11 protein-coding genes are annotated in these 13,849 nt (G+C 64.9%); 9 read left to right on the top strand and 2 right to left on the bottom strand.

Annotated elements, in window-relative coordinates:
• Positions 1-63: 63 nt before the first annotated feature.
• Positions 64-1,353 (top strand): phosphoribosylamine--glycine ligase, encoded by a 1,290-nt coding sequence (purD, locus tag G9C89_RS01340; protein ID WP_172143578.1) that lies wholly within the window; start codon positions 64-66, stop codon positions 1,351-1,353.
• Between the two features lie 387 nt (positions 1,354-1,740).
• The gene (locus G9C89_RS01335; protein WP_390623747.1) at positions 1,741-4,536 is read left to right on the top strand and encodes a hybrid sensor histidine kinase/response regulator; all 2,796 of its coding nucleotides are present in this window, start codon (positions 1,741-1,743) and stop codon (positions 4,534-4,536) included.
• A gap of 16 nt (positions 4,537-4,552) precedes the next feature.
• Here the strand turns inward: G9C89_RS01335 and G9C89_RS01330 are convergent, their stop codons facing one another.
• Positions 4,553-5,629: a WD40/YVTN/BNR-like repeat-containing protein gene (locus tag G9C89_RS01330; protein ID WP_172143574.1), complete on the bottom strand. Its 1,077-nt coding sequence runs from the start codon at positions 5,627-5,629 to the stop codon at positions 4,553-4,555.
• 12 nt (positions 5,630-5,641) lie between these two features.
• Positions 5,642-5,911, bottom strand: coding sequence for a MoaD/ThiS family protein (locus G9C89_RS01325; RefSeq protein WP_172143572.1), 270 nt, complete (start codon positions 5,909-5,911; stop codon positions 5,642-5,644).
• 215 nt (positions 5,912-6,126) lie between these two features.
• Between G9C89_RS01325 and G9C89_RS01320 the strand changes: the two genes are divergently transcribed.
• From G9C89_RS01320 to G9C89_RS01290, 7 genes are all read left to right on the top strand, one after another.
• Complete coding sequence (locus tag G9C89_RS01320) at positions 6,127-6,723, top strand: MarC family protein (RefSeq protein WP_172143570.1); 597 nt, start codon at positions 6,127-6,129, stop codon at positions 6,721-6,723.
• 214 nt (positions 6,724-6,937) lie between these two features.
• On the top strand, positions 6,938-8,206 hold the full coding sequence (urtA, locus tag G9C89_RS01315; protein ID WP_172143568.1) for an urea ABC transporter substrate-binding protein: 1,269 nt from the start codon (positions 6,938-6,940) through the stop codon (positions 8,204-8,206).
• A 130-nt stretch (positions 8,207-8,336) separates the two neighbouring features.
• On the top strand, positions 8,337-9,908 hold the full coding sequence (gene urtB, locus G9C89_RS01310; protein ID WP_172143566.1) for an urea ABC transporter permease subunit UrtB: 1,572 nt from the start codon (positions 8,337-8,339) through the stop codon (positions 9,906-9,908).
• A 139-nt stretch (positions 9,909-10,047) separates the two neighbouring features.
• Positions 10,048-11,124 (top strand): urea ABC transporter permease subunit UrtC, encoded by a 1,077-nt coding sequence (urtC, locus tag G9C89_RS01305; RefSeq protein WP_172143564.1) that lies wholly within the window; start codon positions 10,048-10,050, stop codon positions 11,122-11,124.
• A gap of 145 nt (positions 11,125-11,269) precedes the next feature.
• Entirely contained in the window at positions 11,270-12,121 is an 852-nt protein-coding gene (urtD, locus tag G9C89_RS01300; protein WP_172143562.1) for an urea ABC transporter ATP-binding protein UrtD, read from the top strand.
• A gap of 94 nt (positions 12,122-12,215) precedes the next feature.
• Positions 12,216-12,914, top strand: coding sequence for an urea ABC transporter ATP-binding subunit UrtE (gene urtE, locus G9C89_RS01295; RefSeq protein WP_172143560.1), 699 nt, complete (start codon positions 12,216-12,218; stop codon positions 12,912-12,914).
• A gap of 94 nt (positions 12,915-13,008) precedes the next feature.
• Positions 13,009-13,848, top strand: a complete 840-nt coding sequence (locus G9C89_RS01290; protein WP_172143558.1) for an urease accessory protein UreD — start codon at positions 13,009-13,011, stop codon at positions 13,846-13,848.
• The last annotated feature ends 1 nt before the right edge of the window (position 13,849 follow it).

Raw genomic sequence — 13,849 nt, 5'->3', positions numbered from 1 at the left:
GGTGGATAGCGCCTTTTCTATCCACCAAACGGGCCGCAGGCCCGCCTCCTGAAGGAGAACCCCATGAACGTACTGATCATCGGCAGCGGCGGGCGTGAGCACGCCCTGGCCTGGAAAGTCGCCCAGGATCCACGGGTCGAGAAAGTCTTCGTCGCCCCGGGCAATGCCGGCACCGCCACCGAAGCCAAGTGCGAGAACGTCGCCATCGACGTGCTGGCCCTGGAGCAACTGGCTGACTTTGCAGAAAAGAACGTACAACTGACCATCGTCGGCCCGGAAGCGCCGCTGGTGGCCGGCGTGGTCGACCTGTTCCGCGCGCGCCAGCTGGATGTCTTCGGCCCGACGGCTGGCGCCGCCCAACTGGAAGGTTCGAAAGCCTTCACCAAGGACTTCCTCGCCCGCCACAACATCCCCACCGCCGATTACCAGAACTTCACCGAAGTCGAGCCGGCCCTGGCCTACCTGCAACAGGTCGGCGCGCCCATCGTGATCAAGGCCGACGGCCTGGCCGCGGGCAAAGGTGTGATCGTCGCCATGACCCTGGCCGAAGCCGAAGACGCGGTGCGCGACATGCTCGCCGGCAATGCCTTCGGCGCAGCCGGTTCGCGGGTGGTGATCGAGGAATTCCTCGATGGCGAGGAAGCCAGCTTCATCGTCATGGTCGACGGCAAGAATGTCTTGCCGATGGCCACCAGCCAGGACCACAAGCGCGTCGGCGACGGCGACAGCGGTCCCAACACCGGCGGCATGGGCGCTTACTCGCCGGCGCCGGTGGTCACCGCCGAGGTGCACCAGCGGGTGATGAACGAGGTGATCTACCCCACCGTCAACGGCATGGCCAGCGAAGGCAACGTCTATACCGGCTTCCTCTATGCCGGGCTGATGATCGACAAGGCCGGCAAGCCGAAGGTCATCGAGTTCAACTGCCGCTTCGGCGACCCGGAAACCCAGCCGATCATGGTGCGCCTGGAGTCATCGCTGGTGTTGCTGGTCGAGGCCGCGCTGGCGCAGGCGCTGGACAAGGTCGAAGCACGCTGGGATCCGCGCCCGACGGTCGGCGTGGTACTAGCCGCCGGCGGCTACCCGGGCGATTACGCCAAGGGCGAGGTGATCGAAGGCCTGGCCGAGGCCGCGCAACTCGACGGCAAGGTGTTCCATGCCGGTACCGCACTCAAGGACGGCCAGGTGGTGACGGCCGGCGGCCGGGTACTCTGCGCCACGGCCATTGGTGCCAGCGTGGCCGACGCCCAGCAGCAGGCCTATCGCCTGGCGGAGAAGATTCGCTGGAATGGCTGTTTCTACCGCACCGACATCGGTTACCGCGCCATAGCCCGCGAACGCGGCGAGGCCTAACAGGCCGTTGAAAAACTACCTGCGTTGGCAATACTGCGTTAAAAACGGCCTCGAAATGCTCATTTACAACACGTAAACTGCGCTTTCTCGGCCGTTTTTGCCTTGTCTTGCCTGCCTCGCCTACGTTTTCAACGGCCTGCTACCGGGCGGCAAACCCCGTGCAGCCGCGGCGCCCAGGCCGCGGCAACATGGCACGACCCACACCCACGCGGGTCGTGTCGCAACCGCCAGGAGCATCAATACCAGGTATCGAATGCTCCACCCCTCGGCTGGCGCCGCAGTGCCAGTGGTCGCTTTCACAGCGTCTGGCCTGGCCATCCTGGCCATATTCCGCTACACAACGGCTTGGTTATAATCTGGCCACTTACCATTCAAAGGGAATTCAGCGTGCGCGGGCTCAGGATTGCCACAGGACTACTCGTCGTTTTGCTCATGGCCTGTCTGTTGCCGACAGCCATGGCCGACAACGTATCAGGCGCCGCTGACGGCCAACCCGGAAACTGGTCGTATCTGCTCGACCCGGGTGCCGCGCTGACCCTGGCGGATGTGCAGGCACGCCGCCAGCAGTTCCAGCCCCTGAGCAAACAGGCCTTCACCTTCCCCCCCAGCGAGCAGGCCGTGTGGTTGCACGTCGAGTTGTCGCGCCACCAGCAGCCGCTCTGGTTATGGATCTTCGCCCCGCGCGTGCAGTTCCTCGACTTTCACCTGTTGCGCGATGGCCAGCTCGAACGCGAGATCCAGACCGGCGAATCCAGGCCGATGAGCGCCCGGCCGCTCGACTCCCGGGCCTACCTGATGGCGCTGCCGAACGATGGCCAGCCGCGCGAAGCCTATGTGCGCATGACCTCGAACCATCCGCTGATGGCCTGGTTCAAGATCATCGACGAGGCCGGGTTGGTGGCCCAGGAAAAACCCGCCTATGTGTTTGGCGCCCTGCTCGGCGGCCTGCTGCTGCTCACCCTGTACAACCTCATCCGTTTTTTCTACAGCCGCGCCACCTGCTGCCTGTGGCTGAGCGCCCTGCATGCCAGCCTGGCGGTCGGTGCGGCGGCCAATCTTGGCCTGTTCGCCGTCTGGGTGCCCAGCCAGAGCTATAACCAGTCGCTGGTCGCCGACCTGTCGGCGCTGCTGGCGGCCTTCTGCCTACAGGCCTTCTGCCTCGGCTTCATGCGGCACACAGCGGCCCAGCCGGGCAGATTCAAATACCTGCTGCAGGGCATCGCCGGGCTGATCCTCGCCGTCACGCTGGTGATCGCCAGCACTGGTCTGCTCTGGTACAGCACGCTGATCTACCTGCTGGTGCTGCTCAGTACCTTGAGTGTGTTGCTGGTGGCCAGCCGGCTCTGGCACGACGGTTATCAGCCCGCGCGCTTCATGGTCGTCGGCATGCTGGTATTCATCCTCGGCTTCAGCGCCTGCATCCCGGTCCTGCTCGGCCTCGAGCAACTCAACCCCGGCTGGCTGGTGATCAGCGTCTTCAGCATCGCGACCCTTGGCGGCATCTTCCTCAGCCTCTCGCTCGCCGAGCGTCAGCGACAGATCCAGCGCACCAATCTGAGCGAACGCACGGCGATGGCCGCCAACGCAGCCGAACTCAAGGCCAAGGCCGAATTCCTGGCCAAGATCAGTCACGAAATCCGCACCCCGATGAACGGTGTGCTGGGTATGACCGAGTTGTTGCTCGGCACACCGCTGTCGGCCAAGCAGCGTGATTATGTGCAGACCATCCACAGCTCGGGCAACGAACTGCTGTCCCTGATCAACGAGATTCTCGACATATCCAAGCTCGAATCCGGGCAGATCGAGCTGGATGACGTGCAGTTCGATCTCAATGCGCTGATCGAGGACTGCCTGGACATCTTCCGCGCCAAGGCCGAGCAGCAGAAAGTCGAACTGATCAGCTTCATGCAACCGCAGGTGCCGCGGGTGATCAGCGGCGACCCGACGCGCTTGCGGCAGACCTTGCTGAGCCTGCTCGACAACGCCTTCAAGCAGACCGACGAAGGCGAAATCCTCCTGGTCGTGGCCCTCGACAGCGGCGGCGAGCAACCGCGCTTGCGCATCGCCGTGCAGGACAGTGGCCGCCCGCTGCAAGCCAGCGAGCGCGATGCCCTGCTCAATGCCGAACTGCACAGCAAGGACTTCCTCGCCGCGACCCAACTCGGTGGCCGCCTCGGCCTGATCATCGCCCGCCAACTGGTGCGCCTGATGCATGGCGAGTTTGGCATCCAAAGTGGCGGCGCCCAGGGCTCGACCCTGTGGCTGACCCTGCCCCTGGACAGCCAGCGCCTCGAACAGCCCACCGCCGACCTCGATGGTCCGCTGCAGGGCGCACGCCTGTTGGTGGTGGATGACAACGACACCTGCCGCAAGGTCCTGGTGCAACAGTGCAATGCCTGGGGCCTGCAGGTCAGCGCCGTGCCCTCGGGCAAGGAGGCCCTGGCCCTGCTGCGCACCAAGGCGCACATGCGCGAATACTTCGACGTGGTGCTACTCGACCAGGACATGCCCGGCATGACCGGCATGCAGTTGGCGGCGAAAATCAAGGAAGACCCTAGCCTCAACCACGACATCCTGCTGATCATGCTCACCGGCATCAGCCATGCGCCGAGCAAGATCATCGCACGCAACGCCGGGATCAAACGCATCCTGGCCAAGCCGGTGGCCGGCTACACCCTGAAAACCACCCTGGCCGATGAACTGTCCCAGCGCGGCGGCGACAGCTCCCCGGTGTTCACCCCGACCCTGGTCAGCACCCCGCTGAATGTGCCGAGCGATTTCCGCATCCTGGTCGCCGAAGACAACAACATCTCGACCAAGGTGATCCGCGGCATGCTCGGCAAGCTCAACCTGCAACCGGACACCGCCAGCAATGGCGAAGAAGCCCTCAACGCGATGAAGGCGCAGCACTATGACCTGGTGCTGATGGACTGCGAGATGCCGGTACTCGACGGCTTCTCCGCCACCGAACAACTGCGCGCCTGGGAAGCCGCCGAGCATCGCCCGCGCACGCCGGTGGTGGCCTTGACCGCGCACATCCTCAATGAACACAAGGAACGGGCCCGGCAGGCCGGCATGGACGGCCACATGGCCAAACCGGTGGAACTCTCGCAATTGCGCGAACTGCTCGAATACTGGATCACCCAGCGCGAGATCCGCCAGCCGCGCGAGGCCCTGCCCTAAGCCACCCGACGGCGTTTCAGGCAAAGCGCAGCGCATAGATCGGTGGCAGGTTGCCAGCCAACGCCTGCCAGCTGTCGCCCTGGTCGTCCGATAGCCACAGATGGCCGGTAGTCGAGCCCATCGCCAGGCACTGCCCGCTGCCGTCCACCTCCAGCGCATGGCGATAGACCAGATCGAAACAGTCGGTTTGCGGCAAGCCGCGACTCAAGCTTTCGAAACTCTGCCCGCCATCTCGGGTGCGGGTCACCAGCAGACGCTGGCCCACCGGCACCCGGCATTCATCCTTCACCGCCGGCACGAACCAGGCCGTTTCCGGCTCGCGAGGGTGCACCGCCAGCGCGAAGCCGAAGCTCGAGGGTTCGACGCCGAGCAGCTCCTGCCAGTGCGCGGCATCATCGCGGGACAGGAAGATGCCGTTATGGTGCTGCACCCACAGGGTCTCGGGTGCGGCCGGACAGGCCAGCATGCGGTGCGGATCCTGGATCTCCGGGGTCTGCGCCAGTTCCGCCGGCATATAGGCGGCGCGCATGCCCTGGGTGCGGCAGGCCCAGTTGACGCCATCGTCGTCGCTGCACCAGATCCCGCCGCAGGACACCGCCACGCGCAACCGCGCACTGTCGCGCGGGTCGACGCAGATCGAGTGGATGCCCGGCTGGTCGTAACCGCCGCCGAACCACTGGGCCCGCTCCGGACGCTGCCATAGCGCCTGGTTCAACTGCCAGGAATCGCCGTGATCCGTCGAGTGGAACAAGGCGCCCGGCAGGGTGCCGGCCCACAGGCTGCCGGGTCGATCGGCACCGCCGCCTTCCAGCGACCAGATCATCGTCACCGAGGGCCCTTCACCTTCCGCCTCGGCGGCGAAGGCCGGCGCGGCGATCTCCTGCCAGTGCTGCCCGGCGTCCGTCGAGCGCCATAGTTTCGGGCCGAAATGCCCCAGATTGAGGGCCGCATACAGCTGACCGTCGCGGCGATCGGCCAGGACCATGCTGACCGGCTCGCCGAGAAAATCCGTGCGCACCAGGCGCCAGCCTCCGCCTGCGCGGGCGAAGGTCAGCAGGCCCTTGCGCGTAGCCACATAAAGCACATCCGCCATATCGTTCTCCTGCTAGCCGCCGGAAAGCGCCTGTACCACATAGACCTCGCTGTCGGCGCCGACCCTGTCGCTCAGCTGCCGGCGGTCGTCAATCCGCTCGGCATCGACGAAGATCGCCACATGCCGGCGCACCTGCCCCTGGTCGTCCAGCAGGTAACTGCGCAGCCGCGGGTTGACGGCGAACACCTCGGCCAGCACCTCAGCGACCGTGTCGCCCGTCACCGCGCACGGCGTCACATCGAGGTGACGCTGCAGGTTGGGGGTGAAGCTGATACGTGCCATCCGCCGCTCCCGGCATGCAGCCGTTGCCAACACGGGTTAACCCAACAGGTATAGCCGACGCCGTTCCCCGGCTGCCCTTCGGCTGCCGAACGGTTGCCTGGTGTACACGCAATTGCCGCAGCGGGCACTGGAGATCGGCACGACAATCCCGGATCATGCAGGCGCCGCCGGCAGTGCCGGCCACGCCCCCTTTAGCCAAGAGACGAGTCCACCCCATGGCGTCCGAGCTGTTCAGTCTGTATCTGAAGTTACTGGTGCTCTACAGCCCGTTCTTCGTGTTGTCCTGCTTTATCGGCCTGAGCCGTGGCTATACGGTCAAGGAGCGCAAACGCCTGGCCTGGAAGGTCGCCCTCGGCGTACTGATTTCCAGCCTGCTGCTGTACCTGTTCGGCAAGCACATTTTCACCCTGTTCGGCATCACCATCGACGCCTTCCGTATCGGCGCAGGCTCAGTGCTGTTCATCTCGGCCCTAGGCATGGCGCAGGGCAAATCGGTGGTGCAGAGCGACAACGTGCAGCAGGACGTGACCATAGTGCCGCTGACCATCCCGCTCACCGTCGGCCCCGGCACCATCGGTGCCCTGCTGCTGATGGGCGCTAGCCAGCCGCACTGGGACGACAAGCTGCTGGCGGTAGTCGGCATCGCCCTGGCCAGCCTGACAGTCGGCGTGGTGCTGTACCTGTCCAACCAGTTCGAACGCCTGCTCGGCGACCAGGGCCTGCAGATCGTCAGTCGCCTGATGGGCCTGTTCGTCTGCGCCCTGGCGGCGCAGATCATCTTCACCGGGGTGAAGAACTACCTGTCGCTCTGAATCGGTGCGGGGCGGCCTGGCCGCTCGCCCCAGGCTCTTGGCGCGCACCAGATTGGCGCAGCCTTGATGCCGTGAAGACGCTTTAACCACCGCTCGAACCCTTATGACACAAGGCCTTACACGCGTTGGCACGGATGCTGCCATTGGACTGACGACCTTAGGAGCCTGTCGGGCTCCTAGGTCCCACTCAACAGCCGCGCACGGAGCCATAACGATGAAACGTCGTCCTTTGTTGAAATCCACCCTCGCCGCCAGCGCCCTGCTGCTCAGCGGCCTGTTCCCCTTCACCGTGCAGGCCGCCGAGACCATCAAGGTCGGCATCCTTCACTCGCTGTCCGGCACCATGGCCATTTCCGAGACCTCGTTGAAAGACATGGCGCTGATGACCATCGACGAGATCAATGCCAAGGGCGGCGTCCTCGGCAAGCAACTCGAGCCGGTGGTGGTCGACCCCGCCTCCAACTGGCCGCTGTTCGCCGAGCGCGCCCGCCAGTTGCTGACCCAGGACAAGGTCGACGTGACCTTCGGCTGCTGGACCAGCGTGTCGCGCAAATCCGTGCTGCCGGTCTACGAAGAACTCAACGGCCTGCTGTTCTACCCGGTGCAGTACGAAGGCGAAGAGCTGTCGCCGAACGTCTTCTACACCGGCGCGGCGCCCAACCAGCAGGCCATTCCGGCGGTCGAGTACCTGATGAGCGAAGACGGCGGCGCGGCCAAGCGCTACTTCCTGCTCGGCACCGACTACGTCTACCCGCGCACCACCAACAAGATCCTGCGCGCCTTCCTGCACAGCAAGGGCGTGGCCGACAAGGACATCGAAGAGGTCTACACCCCCTTCGGTCATAGCGACTATCAAACCATCGTCGCCAACATCAAGAAGTTCTCCGCCGGCGGCAAGACCGCGGTGATCTCCACGGTCAACGGCGACTCCAACGTGCCCTTCTACAAGGAACTGGCCAACCAGGGCCTGGAAGCCACCGACGTGCCGGTGGTGGCCTTCTCGGTGGGAGAGGAAGAACTGCGCGGCATCGACACCAAGCCGCTGGTCGGCCACCTCGCCGCCTGGAACTACTTCCAGTCGGTGGAGAACCCGGTCAACAGCGCCTTCGTCGCCAAATGGAAGGCCTATGCCAAGGCCAAGAGCCTGCCGGGCGCCGACAAGGCGGTGACCAACGACCCGATGGAAGCCACCTACGTGGGCATCAATATGTGGGCCCAGGCGGTCGAGAAAGCCGGCAGCACCGAGGTCGACAAAGTTCGCGACGCCCTGGCCGGGCAGACCTTCGCCGCGCCGAGCGGCTACACCCTGACCATGGACAAGACCAACCACCACCTGCACAAGCCGGTGATGATCGGCGAAATCCAGGACGACGGTCAGTTCTCGGTGGTCTGGGAAACCAGCAGCCCGATCCGCGCCCAGCCGTGGAGCCCGTATATCGAAGGCAACGACAAGAAGCCGGATTACGCGGTGAAGAGCAACTGATCTGACGGGGCTTGCCCGCCTTAATTCTGTAGGAGCCAGCTTGCTGGCGATCAAAGCGACGCGGTTGTCCTGGTAGACCGCGATCGCGAGCAAGCTCGCTCCTATAGTGTCCATCATCCAGGACATACTCATGCCCACTGCCGTGTGCCGTTTTTTCCTATTTCTGATCCTGCTGCTGCCGCTCGCCAGCCATGCCGGCGATGCCGCCGACTTCGCCGCCGCCAGCCCGGCCAAACAGGCCAAGCTCCTGGAAAGCTGGGCCGCCGCGCCCGATGCTGCGCGCCTGCCGCTGCTCGAAGCCTTGCAACAAGGTCGCGTCGCCGCCGATAGCGACAAGACGCCCTTTATCGAAAACGCCGGCCGCTACCAGGCCGTCGAAGGCGCTGCCGAACCCGTCGGCAGCCCACGCAAACTGCGCCTGAACAACCGCCTGCGCGGCCTGATCGCCAGCGCCATGGCCAGCCACCAATTGCTCGCCGACGATCCGGCCGTGCGCCTGGCCGCCGCCAGGCACTTGCAGAAAAGCGCCAAGCCGGCGCAACTCGGCCTGCTCGATGCCCGCGTCGCCAGCGAAGAAAACCAGCAGGTACGCGATGCCCTGAGCCTGGCCCTGGCCAACCTGCAACTGGTCGACAGCAACCCGGCCGTACGCCTGGCTGCCGTGCGCCTGCTCGGCGAAACCGGCGATCCGCTGGCGCGCACCCGCCTGGAAACCCTGCTCGACCCCGCCGTGGAAAACGACGCCGGCGTGCGTACCGCGGCGGAAACCAGCCTGGCCCAGGTCAAACGCAAATTGTTGATCGGCGAACTGCTCGGCCAGGCCTTCAGCGGCCTGTCACTCGGCTCGATCCTGCTGCTGGCCGCCCTCGGCCTGGCCATCACCTTCGGCCTGCTCGGGGTGATCAACATGGCCCACGGCGAGATGCTGATGCTCGGCGCCTACTCCACCTATATGGTGCAGATCGCCTTCCAGAAGCTGGCCCCGGACTACCTCGCGCTCTACCCGCTCGCCGCCCTGCCGGTGGCCTTCTTCGTCACCGCAGGCGTAGGTATGGCCCTGGAGCGCACGGTGATCCGCCACCTGTATGGCCGGCCGCTGGAAACCCTGCTCGCCACCTGGGGCATCAGCCTGATCCTGATCCAGCTGGTACGGGTGCTGTTCGGCGCGCAGAACGTCGAAGTGGCCAACCCCTACTGGCTGTCCGGCGGCATCCAGGTGCTGCCGAACCTGGTGCTGCCGTACAACCGCATCGTCATCATCGGCTTCGCCCTGTTCGTCGTCGTCTTGACCTGGCTGCTGCTGAACAAGACCCGCCTCGGTCTCAACGTCCGCGCGGTGACGCAGAACCGCAACATGGCCGCCTGCTGCGGCGTGCCCACCGGGCGGGTGGACATGCTCGCCTTCGGCCTCGGCTCCGGCATCGCCGGCCTCGGCGGCGTGGCCCTGAGCCAGATCGGCAACGTCGGCCCGGATCTGGGCCAGAGCTACATCATCGACTCCTTCCTGGTGGTGGTGCTCGGCGGCGTCGGCCAGCTCGCCGGCAGCGTGCTGGCGGCCTTCGGCCTGGGCATCGCCAACAAGATTCTCGAACCGCAGATCGGTGCCGTGCTCGGCAAGATCCTCATCCTCGCGCTGATCATTCTGTTTATCCAGAAACGCCCGCAAGGTCTGTTTGCTCTCAAGGGTCGGGTGATTGATTGATGACTTACCTGTCCCTTCATTCCTCTGTAGGAGCGAGCTTGCTCGCGATCAATGCGCCAGCCGCCAATACCGCAGGATCGCCAGCAAGCTGGCTCCTACAGGGCGGTGCTAACCTGAGCGCCATGGAGAATTCACACCGATGAGTCTGCCCATCTCGATCACCGTTGCGCAGAAAGCCGGCCCCAAACTCACCGCCACCGCCCTCGGCGTGGTGCTCACCGTGTTGGTCGCCCTGCCGCTGCTGCACCTGCTGCCGGCGGACAGCGCCATGTATGTGTCGGCCTACACCCTGACCCTGATCGGCAAGATCCTCTGCTACTGCATCGTCGCCCTGGCGCTGGATCTGGTCTGGGGTTACGCAGGGCTTTTGTCCCTCGGCCATGGCCTGTTCTTCGCCCTGGGCGGCTACGCCATGGGCATGTACCTGATACGTCAGAGCGCAGGCGATGGCCTGCCGGCATTCATGAGTTTTCTCGCCTGGACTGAATTGCCCTGGTACTGGTACGGCACCTCCAGTTTCCTCTGGGCCATGTGCCTGGTGGTGCTGGCGCCCGGCTTGCTGGCCCTGGTATTCGGTTTCTTTGCCTTCCGCTCGCGGATCAAGGGCGTGTACTTCTCGATCATGACCCAGGCGCTGACCTTCGCCGGCATGCTGCTGTTCTTCCGCAACGAAACCGGTTTTGGCGGCAATAACGGCTTCACCGGTTTTACCCGCATCCTCGGCTTCGACATCACCGCCGCCGGCACCCGCGCGGTGCTGTTCCTCGCCACCGTGGCGCTGCTGGTGGGCAGCCTGTACCTGGGCTTCAAACTGGCGCGCAGCAAGTTCGGCCGGGTGCTGACCGCCCTGCGCGATGCCGAGAACCGCCTGATGTTCTGCGGCTACGACCCGCGCGGCTACAAGCTGTTTATCTGGGTGCTGTCGGCGGTGCTCTGCGGCCTGGCCGGCGCGCTCTATGTGCCGCAGGTGGGCATCATCAACCCCAGCGAGATGTCGCCGACCAACTCCATCGAAGCCGCCGTGTGGGTCGCCCTCGGCGGGCGCGGCAGCCTGATCGGCCCGCTGCTCGGCGCCGGCCTGGTCAACGGCATGAAGAGCTGGTTCACCGTGGCCTTCCCCGAGTATTGGCTGTTCGCCCTGGGTTTCTTATTCATAGTCGTCACCCTGTTCTTGCCCAAAGGCGTGATCGGCCTGTTGCGCAGGAAGTCATCATGACCGCTGCTGCGCATTCCATCTGCGGCGTTGCGCGGTGCTCGCTCCTCGCCGTACACATTCGTACTGTCTCGTCGCTGCGCTCCGTGCGCCTTGCAGCTGAAATTGCTCGCGACGCGCTCCTAACGACTTCCACAGGAGAGCAATGATGCGCGCCACTCCGCTACCCGAATTCATGCTCGAACCGGCCTTCGATCCGGCCGGCAGCAGCCGCGACGCCATCGGCGCCAGCGCTGTTGCGGCGCAAGGCCTGAACATCCGCCACGGCACCATCCTGACCCTGGAAGAGATCAACGTCAGCTTCGATGGTTTCAAGGCCCTGACCGACCTGTGCCTGTACATTGGCGTCGGCGAGCTGCGCTGCATCATCGGCCCCAACGGTGCCGGCAAGACCACCATGATGGACGTGATCACCGGTAAGACCCGCCCGGACAGCGGCGTCGCCTACTTCGGCGAAACCCTCGACCTGACCCGGATGAGCGAGGTCGAGATCGCCCAGGCCGGCATCGGCCGCAAGTTCCAGAAGCCCACGGTGTTCGAGGCGCTCAGCGTGTTCGAGAACCTCGAACTGGCGCAGAAGACCAGCAAGACGGTATGGGCCAGTCTGCGCGCCAAGCTCAGTGGCGAGCAGAAGGATCGTATCGATGAAGTGCTGCAGACGATCAAGCTCGATGCCTCGCGCCAGCGCCCGGCCGGCTTGCTCTCCCACGGCCAGAAGCAGTTCCTCGAGATCGGCATGCTGCTGGTGCAGGACCCGCAACTGCTGTTGCTCGACGAGCCGGTGGCGGGCATGACCGACGCCGAGACCGAGTTCACCGCCGAGCTGTTCAAGTCGCTGGCGCGTAAGCACTCGCTGATGGTGGTCGAGCACGACATGGGCTTCGTCGGCTCGATTGCCGACCACGTCACCGTGCTGCACCAGGGCAGCGTGCTGGCCGAAGGCTCGCTTGCGCAGGTGCAGGCCAATGAGCGGGTGATCGAGGTGTATCTGGGCCGTTAATGCATACCGTGGGAGGGGCTTTAGCCGCGAGCTTTTTAAGATCCAAGGCATCGCGGCTGAAGCCCCTCCCACAAGAAGAATGAAGGGCATCGACATGCTGCAAGTTGAGCAACTGCACCAATACTACGGCGGCAGCCATATCCTCCGCGGCCTGTCGTTCGAGGCCAGGGTCGGCGAAGTCACCTGCCTGCTCGGCCGCAACGGCGTGGGCAAGACCACCCTGCTCAAATGCCTGATGGGCCTGCTGCCGGCCAAGCAGGGCGCAGTGCACTGGGAAGGCCAGCCGATCACCGCGCTCAAACCGCACCAGCGCGTGCATGCCGGTATCGCCTACGTGCCGCAAGGACGGGAAATCTTCGGCCGCCTGACGGTGGAAGAAAACCTGCTGATGGGCCTGTCGCGTTTTCCCGGCAGCCAGGCCAAAGTCGTGCCGGAATTTATCTACGAGCTGTTCCCGGTGCTCAAGGAAATGAAACAGCGCCGTGGCGGCGATCTGTCCGGCGGCCAGCAGCAACAGCTGGCCATCGGCCGCGCCCTGGCCAGCCAGCCGCGCCTGTTGATCCTCGACGAACCCACCGAAGGCATCCAGCCCTCGGTGATCAAGGAGATCGGCCTGGTGATCAACAAGCTCGCCGAGCGTGGCGACATGGCCATCCTGCTGGTCGAACAGTTCTATGACTTTGCCGCCGAACTGGCCGACCAGTACCTGGTGATGAGCCGCGGCGAAATCGTCCAGCAGGGTCGCGGCGAGACCATGCACGCCGACGGTGTGCGCGGGCTGGTGGCGATTTGAGACTCACTGTAGGGTGGATGACGCGCTGCTCATCCGCCACTGCGCTAACAGCTGGTGGATGGATAAAGCGTCATCCACCCTACGAAAAGACCCTATGAACGCATCCGCCCCCGCCGCCCTGTTTACCCCCAGCTGGCATGCCGAGCTGGAGCTGGGCTATGGCCGCGACGGCGCGACGACGCGGCCGACACTGCGCCGGCACAAAGGCCCGCTACGGGTGCAGAAGCACCTGTATGCCGAAGGCCCCGAGGTATGCCAGCACATCATCGTCCATCCGCCCGGCGGTATCGCCGGTGGCGACCGCCTGGATATCAGCGCCAGCGTCGGCACTGGCGCCTGGGCGCAACTGACCAGCCCCGGCGCGGCCAAGTGGTACCGCGCCGCCGGCCCGGCCTATCAGCACCTCAAGCTGCGCGTCGAAGCCGGCGCCACCCTGGAATGGCTGCCGCAGGAGACCATCGTCTACTCGGGGGCCCAGGCCGAGTTGCACAGCGATATCGAGCTGCTCGGCGATGCCCGCCTGCTGTATTGGGACATGGTCGCCCTCGGCCGCCCGGCCAGCGGCGAGCGCTTCGACGCCGGGCACTTTCAGGCGCAACTGAATATCCGCCGCGACGGCCAGTTGCTCTGGCACGAACGCCAGCGCATCGAGGGCGGCGACGGCCTGCTCGACTCGCCGATCGGCCTGGCCGGCAAACCGGTATTTGCCACCCTGCTGATCAGTGGCGAAATCGACAGCGAACTGCTCGAACGCTGTCGTACATTAGCCAGCGCGGTGCGCGGCGATTTGAGTCAATTACCCGGCCTGCTGGTGGCCCGCTGCCTGGCCGACGAGGCATTGCACGCCCGCGCCTGGCTGATCGAACTCTGGCGTCTGCTGCGCCCCGCCCTGCTCGGCCGCGAGGCCGTTCCCCCAAGAATCTGGAGCACCTGAA

This window comes from Pseudomonas tumuqii (genome assembly GCF_013184545.1).
Classification (GTDB): Bacteria; Pseudomonadota; Gammaproteobacteria; order Pseudomonadales; family Pseudomonadaceae; genus Aquipseudomonas; species Aquipseudomonas tumuqii.
Note: the sequence above shows the minus strand (reverse complement) of the source record. Positions and strands in the feature narration are given on the sequence as shown.